Below are 14,228 nucleotides of genomic sequence, written 5' to 3'. Positions count from 1 at the left end.
CTAGCTGGCCATCGTCGCACTCGCCCTGCTTGCCTGGGACAGGGCGCCGATCATCGGTGCCAACGAAAAGGTCTGCTGCCTTGCGCGTCGGGTGAGATCCCTGAGATAGCCGCCCGGTGAGTTGATCCGATCGGCTCTTTCGAGAATGCAGGCCATGACGGTCGCGGCATTCTCGTAGCCGAGCACCGAGCAGGCATCCTCATAGGCGTCGGCGCTCACCTCGAGCATGGTGCGGACCACGATCGCCGCGGTAATCAGGTCTTTCCAGTTCGCCACGCGGCCGGATGGCGCATAGTCGGCAATTTGCGGGCAGGCCTGAAGAACCGCTGGCAGGGGGATTTGGCGGGAAAGCCGTTCGACAGGGGCGGTGGGTGGAACGAGGCTGGCCGGCAGTCGGGGAGAGGCCTCATCTCGCCGCCGCTGTTCCGGTTTTCTCGTCCGCCCATCGCTTTCCGTTCGGCGGGCGTCGGCGGTAAAGCTGATCTCCCGGCCTTTTCCCATGCCCGGTTCAGATTCAAATTGGGAATCTGGATCTGAATTCTGTTTGTGCCATCCATTCTGGTGATCATTGGCGGCCGTTTTTTGCGAATTCAGCAATATTTCCAATCGATTGGTCAGATCGTCGCGGAGTTTTGCGAGTTTTTCGAGGATGGCTTCGACGACTCCGGCGGGAGCCTTGCGCGGCAGGCCGGTGATCAGGTGCTGAATCTCGGACTCGAGTGCGTCCAGATCAGCGTCAGGACCGATCTCGCGGCTGAGTTCGAGCAGCTTGGTTATGTCGCGCCGGCAGAGGCTCAGGCGCTCACGAACGAGCCGGAGATGCTGCTGTTCGGCGGCAAGCTTGGCCGCGGCGGCCTTGAATTCTTCGGCCCGGGCAAGCAGCGGTGCGAGGTCGAAACCGAAGGCTTCGCCGATCGCGCCATTGCGGTTCTTGCGGGCGTAGCGCTTGCCGTTCGGGCTGTCGCGCCGGACGATCAGCCCGGCTTCGACTAGGCAGGCGAGATGCCGGCGGAGCGTCGTACCGGCCATGCCGTGGGCGCGGAGCGAAAGCTGCGCATTCGAGGGAAACACGACCAAGCCGTTTTCGCTCGATAGTTCGGCACCGGGAGAGAAGCTCAAGAGAGCATTGAGCACGGCAAGCGATCGATCCGAGATGCCGATCTCGGCCTTCGCCTCACAAACCGTGCGAAACAATTTCCATTTGTCGACCGACTGCTTCGGCGGAATATCGCCAGCAGCGATCTGCCTTGCGAGCATGCCAAGCGTCATCGCCCGGCGCCCGAAAGGCGTCGTCACATTCCCACGCTCCATTTTTCTTCACCTTTTCCAAGGCAAAAGAAAACCGTTCGCCGAAACGACGTCAAAAATGCTTGACACTGATTCGCGGAAATGGGAATCTCTAGTTGCTACACGAGAGAAGGGTTTCCGCAGCGCTAGTCGTTCGGAAGCCTTTTTCTTTTGCTCTGCTTAATCTCCTGTTTCCTGTTGGTATTCGAGGTAGAGAGCATCGAGCCTCTGCCTCACGAATTCTGCGAAGCCCGGCGCCGCCTTCTTGCTGAAAGCAAGCGTCGTTTCCGTATCGGTATCGCGGATGCGCACCGGACGCGTCCGGTCGGGAGCCAGCCAGGCTTCGGACCGAGCCCGCGTCCTGGTTTCGGCGAGCAACGCGAAGAGCTTTTCGAAGCGCCGGTCGCTGTCCATTTCCGTGAACACGCTTTGGCGAATGTGTGAGAGCGCCTTGGCGCGCCGTCCGCTGTTTTCAAGCCGATCGGCCAGTTCCATCCAGCGCCGCCGCCCGAAGGAGGGTGCGGCACCGATCGCCTCGATGATCTCCACCGGCAGGCGCCGCACGACGGTGATCATCTTCGACAGCGCCGCCTTGTCGACGCCGATCGCTGACATGATGGTCTCCCGCGAAAAGCCGCGGTCCTCGAGCCTGGCCGCAAACAGCGACCGCTCGATGAAGGAGAGGTCCGTGCGGGCGTTGTTCTCCTGCCCTTGCGAAATGACGAGCTGCTCGTCGCTCAGCGCGCGAATGACGGCTTTCACCTTGCCGCCGATTTCGCGCAGCGCCGCCAGGCGCCGGTGGCCATAGGCGACCTGATAGCGGTTTTCCGCCTCCGGGTGCGGCCGCACCAGGATCGGCACCTGTTGTCCATGGTCGCGGATCTGCTCGACCAGCGCGGCCTGCACTTCCGGCGTGACGCCCAGCCGGTCGACGACGAAGGAGGCGTCGATCAGGTCCGGATCGAGCTCGACGATCGCGTGACCCTGCGCCAGCTGGCGCTCCAGCTCCTCGGCCCGCTCGACCTTCTGGGTGATGTTGGTGAGCGACCTCGTGATGCCGCCGACCAGCGCATTGGTTCTCTTCCCCGGCGCAAGCCCGGCGATCGGTCGCTCGACCGCCGGCCGTTCCGCGTCGAGCGGAGCGGCCGGGCTGTCGGAGATGCCGATCAGGTTCTTGCGGGCCATCGATTACTTCCTTCCCCAGACGCTGCGGATCATCTCTTCGATCTCCGCATTGACGAGCGAAAGGGAATCCATCGCCCGGTCATAGGTACCGCGAATGAATTGCGACCGCTCGACCTCGTAAAGCGTCTGCTTCGTAACGCCGGCGTCGGAGATCGCGGTCGACTTCACCATGGCATTCTGCAGCATACGGTTGCCGAAGATCGCCCGCATGAAGCCGGTCATCTGGCTCTGCGGACCGTCATTAGGCTCGAAACGGGTGACGAGATAGCGCATCCAATCATAGCTGGTGCGGCCGCCCGCCTTCTCGACGACCGCCATGAGTTCGCTGGTCATCGACAGGAACTGGGACATCGACATGACGTCGAGCATTTGCGGGTGCACGGTTATGAGGACGGAGGTTGCGGCGCAGAGCGCCGACATCGTCAGGAAGCCGAGCTGCGGCGGGCAATCGATGACGACGACATCGTAGAAGCTCTCGATTTCCGTCAGCACCTCGCCGATCCGCGCGAAAAACAGCGTCTCGGCGGAGCCGCCGATCATCGCCTTCGGGGTTTCGTGCTCGAACTCCATCAATTCGAGATTGCCGGGGATCAGATGCAGATTGGTCGTATAGGTCGAGCGCACCACCTCGGCGATCGGGCGAGGGGCCTCGTAGCGGATGGCGCCATAAAGCGTCTCGGCTTCGCCGACGTCGAGTTCGGGCTGGTGGCCGAAGAGTGCGGAAAGCGATGCCTGCGGGTCGAGATCGATCGCCAGCACGCGATAGCCGCGCAGCGCCAGATATTGCGACAGATGCGCCGACGTCGTCGTCTTGCCCGAGCCGCCCTTGAAATTCATCACCGAGATGACCTGGAGCTTTTCGCCCGGCCGCCGGTGCGGAATGTATTTGCCCGTCTTGCTGCCCTCGTCGAGGACGCGGCGGATCCGCTCGATATCCTCGACCGCATACATGCGCCGGCCGTTTGACAGCGGCTGCGGGCCGTGCCCTTCTGAGGCGATCTGGCGCAGGTAGCCTTCACCGATTCCGATGAAGGCGGCGGCCTCCGCCGGGCTGAAGAGCCGCATCGACTTCTGTGCCGTCGGAGAGAAGATCTTCCTTTGATGTTCCTGCAGCTGATGAGCGAGTTCCTGAGCGTCGGCCGCCAGCAAGGAGGGCAAGTGCTCCTGCTCGTCGACACTCTGGACTCTCGGCTGCAACATGATGATCTCCGAAAACTGCGCAAAATTCGGCAATAAGAGCGAATCTGCGCAGATATACTATGCGCCGATTCGTTGCCGAATGACAAACGCTTAGCAAATGGGCCGCTTTTTGCTGTGCGGCCGGCTGTTTTCACCAATCTCGTCGGTCAAGTTGTCCGCGGACAACGTTGCCTTACTCTTACTAGGTCATCGCGCCGCATGCGCGAAGCCCGGTGGAAAATCGCCAGGCCGAGGCTGTCGCCGGCGGCGGAAACGGCTAAGGTGCGGGACTGGTCATCAGCGAGGTTCCGGCTATTTCCAACGATCATCCTTCAGAAGACAGAGACCGCTCCGAGCAGTTGTCGCTGCACCAGAGGATCCTGAACGAGGTCGAGGGGAATATCCTCTCGGGCCTCTGGCCGCCGGGACACCGGATACCGTTCGAGCACGAGCTGACGGAGCAATATGGCTGCTCGCGGATGACGGTGAACAAGGCGCTGAGCGACCTCGTCAAGCGCGGCCTGATCGAGCGCCGGCGCAAATCCGGCAGCTACGTCACCTTTCCGCATGTCCAATCGGCCGTCATGGAGATCCATGACGTCAGGCTCGAGGTTGAATCGCTCGGCCTCGACTATGCCTACCGTCTCGACGAGCGCGTGCTGCGCAAGGTGACGACCGGCGATGCGGCACGGATTGACCTGCCCGGCTCGGGCCGCCTCATCGACATTACCTGCCGGCATTTCGCCGGCGGACGGCCCTTCTGCCTCGAAGAGCGGCTGATCAATCTTGCGGCCGTTCCGGAGGCGGAAGCCGAGCCCTTCGATGCGGTCGCGCCGGGCTCGTGGCTGCTCGGCCAGATACCCTGGAGCACCGCCGAGCATCGCATCCGAGCGGTGGCGGCCGGCCGGCCGGCGGCCCAGGCGCTCGACATCGCGCCCGGCGCGCCCTGCCTGGTGATCGAGCGGCGCACCTGGAGCGGTGGCGCCCCCGTCACCAGTGTCAGGCTCACCTATCCCGGGGATCGGCACGAGCTCTTCGCCGAATTCGCTCCCGGCGCGAACGGTTAATGCATGTCGCCCAAAAGTGTGCAGCGGTTTTGGGATAACGACATGCACAAAAACAAAGACCTAAAGCGCGCCGCGTGAATAAGTTTGAACGCGACGCGCTTTAGTCACCGGCTGACACCCCCGGCCGCACTTATCAGAGACATGTTATCGGCCCCATCCGCGTCATCAGTTCGTCAACAGCAGAATTAGAAAACCACGTTGTTTCAAATAGATAAGCGTTACATCAAATTTCGCCTCCGGTTGCCTATCCGGTAAGGAGCTCCGCAACCGTCGTTCAATGTCGCCTCTGGCTTGGCGCTCTGTCGACCGCCAATGGCAAGCACGGCCCGGGTCCACAGCATTCACAACTGCTCCGGCTCGAGCACAGGCATCCCCCCGACGCCACCCGCCAAAAAAACAGCAATCTCTGGTACTTTGCCTCCGAGACGGGCATCCTATCTTCATAGAAGTGTCATCCTGGCAGAGGGAGGAACGCGGATGCGCTGCTTTACGGTACTCGGTCCTTCGCAGATCGGAAAATCCACGCTCGTGGAAAGGTTGGGCTCGCTGGAAGGCGAGCCGAAAAAGTCAGTTTCCCCTTACGGTCTATCCATCACTGAATTCGATTTTGGCGGCGACGCCTGGTGTGCTCTCGACGTGCCGGGAAACAACGAGGCGCTTGCCCATGCGCAGGATGCGCTGCTGGCGAGCGACGCCTGCGTTCTGTGCGTTTCGCCCGTGGTCGACGAGGCGGTGCTCGCCGCCCCGTATCTGAGGGCGATCGAGGCCTCGGGCACGCCCTGCATCCTCTTCGTCAACCGCATGGACGAGCCGCGCGGGCGAATTCGGGATGTGGTCGCCGCGCTGCAGGACTATTGCAGCCGCCCGCTCGTGCTGCGGCAAATTCCGATCCGCGACGGCGACAAGATCATCGGCAGCTGCGATCTCATCTCGGAGCGCGCCTGGCGCTATCGTGAGGGGCAGACATCTTCGCTCTTCGAGTTGCCGGAGAACACGATCGAGCGCGAACACGAGGCGCGCGTCGAGCTGCTGGAGCATCTGTCCGAGTTCGACGACTGGCTGCTCGAGGAATTGATCGAGGACCGCGAGCCGGCGAGCGACACGATCTACGCGATCTCGACACGGGTCTTGACCGAGAACAGGATCATTCCGGTGCTGCTCGGTGCGGCGAGCCACAGCAACGGCATCATGCGGCTGATGAAGGCGCTACGCCACGAGGCGCCGCGCGCCGACGCGCTGCGCAAGCGCCTGGCCGCGGCCGCCCGCATCGACGAGGCGGCGCTGACGGCGGTCAGCTTCCACGCCTATCACCGGCAGAGCGTCGGCAAGACGGTCGTCGCCCGGGCGCTGCAGAACGGCGTCAAGCAGGGAGCGGTGCTCGGCGGCGCCGGGCTCGGCGCGATTCAGGACCCGGCGAGCGGCCGGGCGATGGCGAGCGGCATCACCGTCGCCGGTCAGATTTTTGCAGCGGTGAAATCGGATCACCTCAGCGTTCCGGCCTTGTTGACCCCCCATACGACGGTCGCGCCGCCGGAATGGACGGCACCGCCGACCCCGATCCTCGAGCGGATCCTGGTGCCGGAAAGCGAGCGCGACGAGAACAAGCTTTCCGAAACGCTGGCGAAACTCGCCGAAACCGATCGCGGCCTGAACGTCACGCAGGAGGAGGGGACCGGCGCGCAGCTGGTCAGCGTCCAGGGGCCGGTGCACCTGCGCGATATCTGCCGGACGCTTTCCGACGTCTTCCATGTGGCCGTCGGCGAGCGGCCGCCGAGCCCGGTCTATCGGGAGACAATCTCGAAATCGGCGGAGGTTCACTACCGCCACCGCAAGCAGACCGGTGGCGCCGGCCAGTTCGCGGACGTCAAGCTCAGCGTTCATCCGAACGGACGCGGCGAGGGGTTCTCCTTTGCCGAAACCGTCAAGGGCGGTGCGGTGCCGAGGAATTTCATCCCGGCGGTCGAGGCCGGCGCCCGCGAGGCAATGGACAAGGGCCCGCTCGGCTTCAAGGCGATCGACGTCGGCGTACTTTTGACCGACGGCCAGCACCACTCCGTCGACAGCTCCGAATATGCCTTCCGCACGGCCGGCAAGCTCGGTGTCCGCCAGGCGCTTTCACAGGCCGGGGCGGTGCTGCTGCAGCCGATCTTCCGGGTGGAGATCCATGTGCCGTCGATCTATTCCGGCGCCCTCGTGCCGGTCGTCGCAACCCTCAAGGGCCAGGTGCTCGGCTTCGATCGCGACGAGGCGGCGAAGGGATGGGACATCTTCCGCGCGCTCATCCCCGGCAGCGCCTTCGAGGAACTGGCCCGGTCGCTCCGATCGGCGACGCAGGGCATCGGCTATTTCTCTAAGAGCTTCGATCACTTCGAGGAGCTCTACGGCAAGGAGGCGCAGGCGATCGTCCACGCGCATGGGACCCATGCGAACGAGCATTGAGGAGGCGGGGGGAGCGTCTAGCAATTTGCAACCCTCGCGCTTGAAATGCGTGCATGCGGTTGCGCCGATGAGAAGAACGGCAGTGACCGTCACTGCCAAGGGACAAGTCACGATTCCAAAACAGGTCCGCAACCCGGTGGGAATCGGCCCGGGCACGGCCGGCAGCGTGGTGCCCGTCCCGGCCGACAAGAAGCGGCCCAAGAGCTGCTTTCACCGGCTGCGCGGACATGCCGGCGAGGGACTCAGCACGGATGCCATCATGGCGTTGACGCGCGGCGAACCATGACGCCGGTGGGTACCAACATGCCCTCGACGTCTCTTTTCCGCGAGGCGGGACCCCCACGCCCGCGGCCAAGTTGTTCCCGCAAGTTCGCCGATCGGAGCATCGAGGACCGGCATCTTGGGCGTCATCGCACGCGATGATCCACGTCATCTCCGCGTCGCAAGATTCCTGCTATACTCGGCATGATTGCGATAGCGACCGGGGTGAACAATGAAGCTCAAGCGGCTAGCCATAGGCACCTTCAATCTCTACAACCTGAATGAGCCCGGCCTGCCGATCTACACGAACGCGGACGGCTGGTCGGAAGAGGAATACGGCCGCAAAATCGACTGGACCCAGCGCACCATCCGGCTGCTCCACCCCGACATCTTCGGCTTCCAGGAGCTTTGGCACGCGAATTCGCTGTGGCGCGCGCTTGCCGCGTCCGGACTTGACCAGGACTACGACCTGTTGGCTCCACAGGACGCCAACGGCTCCGGCATCGTCTGCGCGGCGATCGTCCGCAAGGGCCTGCTGGTCGGCGACCCCGAATGGATTGTCGAGTTTCCCGACAAGTTCGTGCTGCGCAGTTCCGGCAACGATCCTCAGACGCCCGCCATCCGCGTCGACATCCCGAGCTTCTCGAGGCCAGTGCTGCATTTCAGGGTCCGGCCGCGCGAGGACCACGAGCCCGTGCATGTCTATGTCTGTCACTTCAAGTCGAAGGCGCCCACCCAGGTCTTTCGGGAGGGCTGGTTCAGGGCCGAGGAAGAGACCTACGGCAAACATGCGGCGAGCCTCGGCGCCGCGATCTCCACCGTGCGCCGCACAGCCGAAGCGGCGGCATTGCGCTTCATGCTGACCGAACAGATGAAGGGCAACCGCACACCGGTCATTGTCCTCGGCGACATCAATGACGGCCAGCACAGCAACACCGCCAATATCCTGACTGCGCAACCGCGCTATCTCGTCGGCGATTCGACCGGCGGCGGCGACATCAGCCTCTATACGGCGCAGACGCTACAGGAATACCGCAGCACGCGGGACGTTTACTACACCCACATCCACCAGGACATCATGGAGTCGCTCGACCACATTCTCGTCAGCGAGGAATTCTATGACAACAGCCGACGGCGCCTATGGATGTTCGACGGCATGACCGTCAACAATGACCACCTCAACTTCGACGACCACGCGGAGAGCGGCACCAACGACCACGGCGTGATCGTTGCCGCCTTCAAGTACAAGCCCATCAGAGCCGAAGCCAGCGATATCGTGGAGGGGCAGCCGACAGGCGGCGGGGGGTAGGCCGCTGCGATCTGGCTGTGGCAGGAGTCTGGAAGGGCATCGGCCGACCGTCTGAAATGGAAAGCGGAAGTTTGGGGGGCCTCGGTGAGGCCTGGTTTGCGCCCAACACCGGACATCGCGGCGTTGCGGTTGAAGACGATATGGTTGGGGCGGCGCCCTGGAGGTACATGATGATTGTTGTTGTGGAAGGCATCAGTGCGGCTGGTAAGACTACCTGGTGCAGATCTCACGGCCGATCATACCTGATCCCCGAGACGTTCCCGGCTGATCGAAAAGCTCAACCCCTTACTGGCATAGCAACCGCTCAATACTGGACCGACTTGAATGCCAGAAGATGGGGCGATGCGCTCCAGATAGAACGGGAGAAGGGTCGTGCTATATGCGACACTGACCCTTTGAAGCTGCACTATTCCTGGTGCCTTTGCCAAATCGACGCACTCCCGAAACGCCAGTGGGAACTTCAACTTCAGACAACTAGAACCGCGCTGCAGGAGGAACGGCTGGGATTCGCCGATGCATATTTCGTCAAGGTCATCGACTACCTGACAGCTAAACAACAATGTCAGGGAGACACCTCTCGCGTGCGGGATCGCTTCGAACTGCACTTTCGCTTACAGCCATTCCTCATCCGCTGGTACGAACTTCTGGAAAAGGCTTTGGGAGGCCGAGTGCTTTGGAGGTTGCCAGACGATGGGCTGCCGGCCGACGCTACTTTGGCCAGTGAACTCCGCTACGACATCAACGTATTTGATCGCTTCGTTTCTTCGTTGGAGACAAAAGCAACATAGCGCCTCGTTGCACGTGATGTCCGCATTGGGCCGAAGGCCGAAATTCACCGGTCAGCCGCAAACTTCCACGCTTGGCGCGTTCCCATCTTTAAAAAGGCATTTTGGTCGAGCGTTGGCACGTCGCTTTGAGTAAACCGACTTGATGAGCGCAAACTCACGCCCACAAGCGGCGCATGCCGACCTAATTTAGGACTATGTCGAGCATGCAATGTCGGATTCTCGTTTGGCCGGTCGTCTTCAATACGGACAAGCTATGGAGAACAACAATGGCTATCACCATTACCGCCTTTGAACGCTCGCCCGATCGCGGCCAGGGTCTGGCGCGCGACATGCGCGTTCGCTGGGCGCTTGAAGAAGTGGGTGAGCCTTACGAGGTTCGTCTGCTTTCGTTTAAGGCGATGAAGGAACCCGCGCATCGGGCACTTCAGCCTTTCGGACAAATTCCGACCTATGAGGAAGGCGATCTCGTCCTGTTCGAGTCAGGGGCGATCGTGTTCCATATCGCCGAGGGCCATGCCGGCCTGCTGCCGGACGATGCGAACGCCCGGGCGCGCGCGATCACCTGGATGTTTGCCGCGCTCAACACGGTGGAGCCGCCGATCTTCGACCGTGCCCTCGCCAAGATCCTCGAGCGCGATGAGCCCTGGTACGAAGAGCGCCTGCGTGCCCTCGAGGGAAGCATCCGGAAGCGGCTCGGCGACCTTTCCAGGCACCTTAGCAATGCCGACTGGCTCGACGGCGCGTTCAGCGCCGGTGACCTCTTGATGGTGTCGGTGCTGCTCAGGTTGAAGGGATCGGAATTACTTGAGGAATATCCGAACCTCTCCGCCTATGTCGCCCGAGGCGAAGCGCGGCCCGCATACAAGCGGGCTTTCGCCGCTCAGTTGGCGGTTTTCACCGCATGGGCCGGCTAACAAAGGCCCGCTTCGCAATGCCCGAGAATCTGCTAGGAAGAGGGCGGGTTAGAGGGACAGACGGCGGGACGCACTGCTATCGGCAAGCCTTGGGCTTCGGAAGCGTACGGCTGCCGGCAAGGGGTCTGCATGCGCTTCACGGCAGTTCTTTCGATTGGTTTCGCCATCGCTTTGGCGGGGTGTTCTCAGGTGGCGGAAAAGGCGGAGAACGCCGCCAACCGGTCGTTCACCAGCTTTGCACTGGGCAAGCCTTATGCGGAAGTCGTCAATCTCGGCCAATCGCCGATGGCGCAGCTTTCCGGCTCGGATGCGACCTTCGGGCCCCTGATCGGTGAAACGCGGCTTGCGGACGGCATGACGATCTACCGGCATATGGCGCCCGGCGCCGAGACCCAGACGGGCACGAATTTCGCCGGCCTGGTTGGCAGCTCCACGGTTTCGCAGAACAATCGGCTTTCCTACTTCCTGGTCGGCACCGACGGCATCGTCAAGGACTGGGCGACAGGTCCGGTTCAGGGCAGCGCCAGCGACTGCGTCCAATATATCGGCGGCATCGTCAACCGCTGCAACGACATGCGGCAGCTGCAGGCCTCGCTCGCGCTCTACGACATGCGGGTGACGACCAAGGCCGGCCAGCCCATTTCCAGCTGGGGCAAGCCGGCCGCGCCTGTTGTGAACTGAGCGCGCCAATTCCACCTGACGTCAATATGCGCTAGCTCCGCTCTGCCCAGACCTTCGCCAGTTCGACGATCGTCTTCACCGCCCGTTCCATGTCCTGGCGGCTCACCCATTCGAGCGGCGAGTGGAAGGCGTGGCCGCCGGCGAAGAGGTTGGCGGAAGGCAAGCCCATGAAGGACAGGCGCGACCCGTCGGTGCCGCCGCGGATGCTGCCGCGCACCGGGGTCATGCCGGCGCGGCGGATCGCTTCCAGCGCATTCTCGACGATCTCTGGGTGGCGATCGAGGATCGCCTTCATGTTGCGATACTGCTCCTTGACCTCGAATCTGTAGCCGGAGCCGGGATAATCCTCGAGGACGCGCCGGACCAGCTGATCGAGCATCGCTTCCTTGGCGGCGAGGCCGGCCTCTTCGAAGTCCCGGACGATGAAGCTCAAGGTTGCCCTTTCCATCGAACCGGTGAGCCCGGTCGGATGGACGAAGCCCTCGCGGCCGGCCGTCGTTTCCGGCGCCACGTCCTTCGGCAGCCCCGCGACGATAGCCGACGCGATCTTAATGGCGTTTTCCATCTTGCCCTTGGCGAATCCCGGATGGATGGCGACGCCGTGGATGGTGATGTCGACGCTGTCGGCCGAAAAGGTTTCGTCCTCGATATGGCCGGCGGTCTCGCCGTCGACAGTATAGGCGAACTCGGCACCGAGTTTTTCAAGGTTGACCTTGTCGACGCCGCGGCCGATCTCCTCGTCGGTCGTGAACAGGAGCTTGATCGTTCCGTGGCGGATGTTCGGATTGTCGATGAGCTGCTGGGCGGCCGTGACGATCTCGGCGAGGCCGGCCTTGTCGTCAGCGCCGAGCAGCGTCGTGCCGTCGGTGGTGATGATGTCGTTGCCGATCTGGTCGGCAAGTGCGGGATTGTCTCTGGCGCGGATCACCTGCTGCGGATCGCCGGGAAGCCGGATATCGCCGCCGCCATAGTTGCGGACGATCTGCGGCTTGACGTTCGTGCCGGTGAAATCCGGCGCCGTATCCATATGCGAGCAAAAGCAGATCACCGGCACCGGCTTGTCCATATTGGAGGGGATGGTCGCGTAGACGTAGCCGTGCTCGTCGAGATGGGCGTCGGCAAGCCCGATCGCCAGCAGCTCCTCGACCAGCAGGCGGCCGAGGTTCTTCTGTTTTTCGGTGGAGGGCTGCGTCGGCGACTTCGGGTCCGACTGGGTATCGATGACGACGTAGCGCAGGAAACGGTCGGTGACAGTGTCGGCCATGGCGAGCTCCAGGGAGGCATCGAATGGCAACCGCTATAGCCTTTGCGGCTGCCGGGGTGAATTGATTTTCGCCTTGTCGATGCGCTTTGCCGGCCGGTCGACCGGAAGTTCCGAGCTTTTGCTGGCGGCCAGGACATAACGGGGGCATGATCGTCAAGGTAGCGGCGACGCATGCCGCTCCGCACGACCATGCCAAGATGCCAAATCGGAAAACCCCTTGAGGAGGATACGGTGAGCGGGCACGTCTACAAGAAAGTCGAACTGATCGGAAGTTCCCCGAACTCGATCGACGAAGCCATCGAAACGGCGATTGCGCGGGCTTCGAAAACCATGCGGAATCTCGACTGGTTCGAGGTGGACCAGGTCCGCGGGCAGATCGTCAATGGCGAGGTGGCCCATTATCAGGTGGTGATGAAGGTAGGCTTCCGGATCGACGACTGAACGGCGCGGGAGAGGGAAGTTTGCCGGTGGGCCGGCCGTTTCGTTCGGCCCACCGGTGTTCTGACGCTAAGGCTCAGGCGCCCTGCAGGGCGGCGGTAGAACGCCGATCCAGTGCCCCGCTCCAGAGCGTCAGCAGCAAGGCGAAGGAGACGAGGACGGCACCGACCCAGGGCGTTGCGCCGAGCCCAAGGGCGGAATCGACCACCCGCCCGCCGAGCCAGGCGCCGAGGGCGATGCCGAGGTTGAAGGCGGCGATGTTGAGTGCCGAGGCGACGTCGACGGCGCGGGGGCGGTGCTCCTTGGCGAGCTGGACGACATAGAGCTGCAGCCCCGGGACATTGGCGAAGGAGAGGAAGCCGAGGGCAGCCAGCGTGGCGAGCGTCGGCACTGGCGAAGCCGCCGTGAAGGAGAAGGTGAAGAGCACCAGCGCCTGGAGGAGAAACAGGCCAGCAAGCGCCTTCACCGGATTGGCATTGGCGATCCGCCCGCCGGCGAGATTGCCGACGGCAATGGCTATGCCGTAGAGCACTAGGATCAGGCTGACGCTTTCGGCAGAAAAGCCGGTGATCTGTTCAAGGATCGGCGCCAGATAGGTGAAAGCGACGAAGGTGCCGCCATAGCCGAGTGCGGTCATGGCGAAGACGATCAGCAGGCGGCCGGAAGAAAGCACGCGGAGCTGGTCGGCAAGCCTTGCCGGGGTGGCCTTGGAGAGCCTCTTCGGCAACAGCGCTGCGATGCCGATAAAAGCGATAACGCCGAGCGCCGCGACCGCCCAGAAGGTGGTGCGCCAGCCGAAGATCTGGCCGATATGGGTGCCGATCGGCACGCCGGTGACGATCGCCACGGTGAGCCCCATGAACATCATGGCGATCGCCGAGGCGCGGCGGTTTTCCGGCACGAGATCGGCGGCGATCGTCGAGCCGACGGAGAAGAAGACGCCGTGGGCGAAGGCCGAGAGCACGCGCGCGGCAAGCAGCATTTCATAGTTTGGCGATAGCGCCGCGGCCGTGTTGCCGGCGATGAACAGCGCCATCAGGCCGAGAAGCAGCGGCTTGCGCCCGATCCGGCCGGTGAGGGCCGTGAGGACCGGTGCGCCGAAGGTGACGCCGAGCGCATAGACGCTGACGATCAGGCCGGCGAGCGGCAGGGTGATGCCGAGGTCGGCCGCGACCGTTGGCAGCAGGCCGACAATGACGAATTCTGTGGTGCCGATTGCGTAGGCCGCGATCGTCAGGGCGAAGATGGCTAAAGGCATGGCAAATCCGTTTCCGCCTCCCGTTCGGAAAGGGAAGGGAGGCTCGAGGGGCGTTGACGCGATGAGTCTTTCGCAGTGCAATATGCGGGCGGCGCGCCGCTTCGATAAGGCGCTGGCGGGTCGAAATGCCTGTGAATGAGATTCACGAATGAAGGTCA

General features: G+C 62.8%; 13 protein-coding genes. 8 read left to right on the top strand and 5 right to left on the bottom strand.

From position 1 onward, the window contains the following. The 3 genes from repC to repA form a co-directional block, all read right to left on the bottom strand. Positions 1-1,311, bottom strand: a complete 1,311-nt coding sequence (gene repC / locus NXT3_RS31550; protein ID WP_097526950.1) for a plasmid replication protein RepC — start codon at positions 1,309-1,311, stop codon at positions 1-3. Positions 1,312-1,467: 156 nt separating this feature from the next. Beyond that, positions 1,468-2,472, bottom strand: a complete 1,005-nt coding sequence (gene repB, locus NXT3_RS31545; protein WP_104841373.1) for a plasmid partitioning protein RepB — start codon at positions 2,470-2,472, stop codon at positions 1,468-1,470. A 3-nt stretch (positions 2,473-2,475) separates the two neighbouring features. Beyond that, on the bottom strand, positions 2,476-3,669 hold the full coding sequence (gene repA / locus NXT3_RS31540) for a plasmid partitioning protein RepA (protein ID WP_037421435.1): 1,194 nt from the start codon (positions 3,667-3,669) through the stop codon (positions 2,476-2,478). 341 nt (positions 3,670-4,010) lie between these two features. Here repA and hutC point away from each other — a divergent pair, with 341 nt between their 5' ends. The 7 genes from hutC to NXT3_RS31505 all read left to right on the top strand — a co-directional run bounded on the left by hutC (position 4,011) and on the right by NXT3_RS31505 (position 11,110). Continuing rightward, a complete protein-coding gene (hutC, locus tag NXT3_RS31535; RefSeq protein ID WP_104841372.1) occupies positions 4,011-4,718 on the top strand; it encodes a histidine utilization transcriptional repressor HutC in 708 nt (235 codons plus the stop codon). A 477-nt stretch (positions 4,719-5,195) separates the two neighbouring features. Beyond that, positions 5,196-7,157, top strand: coding sequence for an elongation factor G (locus tag NXT3_RS31530; protein WP_104841371.1), 1,962 nt, complete (start codon positions 5,196-5,198; stop codon positions 7,155-7,157). A gap of 67 nt (positions 7,158-7,224) precedes the next feature. Beyond that, positions 7,225-7,443, top strand: a complete 219-nt coding sequence (locus tag NXT3_RS31525) for an AbrB/MazE/SpoVT family DNA-binding domain-containing protein (protein ID WP_104841370.1) — start codon at positions 7,225-7,227, stop codon at positions 7,441-7,443. 207 nt (positions 7,444-7,650) lie between these two features. Continuing rightward, positions 7,651-8,727: an endonuclease/exonuclease/phosphatase family protein gene (locus NXT3_RS31520; protein ID WP_104841369.1), complete on the top strand. Its 1,077-nt coding sequence runs from the start codon at positions 7,651-7,653 to the stop codon at positions 8,725-8,727. 167 nt (positions 8,728-8,894) lie between these two features. Next, the gene (locus NXT3_RS31515) at positions 8,895-9,515 is read left to right on the top strand and encodes a hypothetical protein (RefSeq protein WP_104841453.1); all 621 of its coding nucleotides are present in this window, start codon (positions 8,895-8,897) and stop codon (positions 9,513-9,515) included. Positions 9,516-9,781: 266 nt separating this feature from the next. Next, entirely contained in the window at positions 9,782-10,429 is a 648-nt protein-coding gene (locus NXT3_RS31510; RefSeq protein ID WP_037421346.1) for a glutathione S-transferase family protein, read from the top strand. 129 nt (positions 10,430-10,558) lie between these two features. Then, positions 10,559-11,110 (top strand): hypothetical protein, encoded by a 552-nt coding sequence (locus NXT3_RS31505; RefSeq protein WP_104841368.1) that lies wholly within the window; start codon positions 10,559-10,561, stop codon positions 11,108-11,110. 31 nt (positions 11,111-11,141) lie between these two features. Here the strand turns inward: NXT3_RS31505 and pepT are convergent, their stop codons facing one another. Next, positions 11,142-12,374 carry a peptidase T gene (pepT, locus tag NXT3_RS31500; RefSeq protein ID WP_104841367.1) on the bottom strand — a complete coding sequence of 411 codons (1,233 nt, stop codon included), beginning with the start codon at positions 12,372-12,374 and terminating at the stop codon, positions 11,142-11,144. Positions 12,375-12,605: 231 nt separating this feature from the next. On the opposite strand from pepT, the gene NXT3_RS31495 reads away from it, so the two are divergent. Beyond that, a complete protein-coding gene (locus NXT3_RS31495) occupies positions 12,606-12,815 on the top strand; it encodes a dodecin (protein WP_097526944.1) in 210 nt (69 codons plus the stop codon). 73 nt (positions 12,816-12,888) lie between these two features. Here the strand turns inward: NXT3_RS31495 and NXT3_RS31490 are convergent, their stop codons facing one another. Continuing rightward, on the bottom strand, positions 12,889-14,070 hold the full coding sequence (locus NXT3_RS31490; RefSeq protein WP_037421339.1) for an MFS transporter: 1,182 nt from the start codon (positions 14,068-14,070) through the stop codon (positions 12,889-12,891). Positions 14,071-14,228 lie beyond the last annotated feature (158 nt).

This window comes from Sinorhizobium fredii (assembly GCF_002944405.1).
Lineage (GTDB): Bacteria > Pseudomonadota > Alphaproteobacteria > Rhizobiales > Rhizobiaceae > Sinorhizobium > Sinorhizobium fredii_C.
Note: the sequence above shows the minus strand (reverse complement) of the source record. Positions and strands in the feature narration are given on the sequence as shown.

What these genes read in the sequence shown, in the direction of transcription:
- repC (WP_097526950.1), bottom strand. Translation starts at nt 1,311, where the DNA reads ATGGAGCGTGGGAATGTGACGACGCCTTTCGGGCGCCGGGCGATGACG.
- NXT3_RS31525 (WP_104841370.1), top strand. Translation starts at nt 7,225, where the DNA reads ATGAGAAGAACGGCAGTGACCGTCACTGCCAAGGGACAAGTCACGATT.
- NXT3_RS31515 (WP_104841453.1), top strand. Translation starts at nt 8,895, where the DNA reads ATGATGATTGTTGTTGTGGAAGGCATCAGTGCGGCTGGTAAGACTACC.
- repB (WP_104841373.1), bottom strand. Translation starts at nt 2,472, where the DNA reads ATGGCCCGCAAGAACCTGATCGGCATCTCCGACAGCCCGGCCGCTCCG.
- NXT3_RS31520 (WP_104841369.1), top strand. Translation starts at nt 7,651, where the DNA reads ATGAAGCTCAAGCGGCTAGCCATAGGCACCTTCAATCTCTACAACCTG.
- NXT3_RS31510 (WP_037421346.1), top strand. Translation starts at nt 9,782, where the DNA reads ATGGCTATCACCATTACCGCCTTTGAACGCTCGCCCGATCGCGGCCAG.
- NXT3_RS31530 (WP_104841371.1), top strand. Translation starts at nt 5,196, where the DNA reads ATGCGCTGCTTTACGGTACTCGGTCCTTCGCAGATCGGAAAATCCACG.
- NXT3_RS31505 (WP_104841368.1), top strand. Translation starts at nt 10,559, where the DNA reads ATGCGCTTCACGGCAGTTCTTTCGATTGGTTTCGCCATCGCTTTGGCG.
- NXT3_RS31490 (WP_037421339.1), bottom strand. Translation starts at nt 14,070, where the DNA reads ATGCCTTTAGCCATCTTCGCCCTGACGATCGCGGCCTACGCAATCGGC.
- pepT (WP_104841367.1), bottom strand. Translation starts at nt 12,374, where the DNA reads ATGGCCGACACTGTCACCGACCGTTTCCTGCGCTACGTCGTCATCGAT.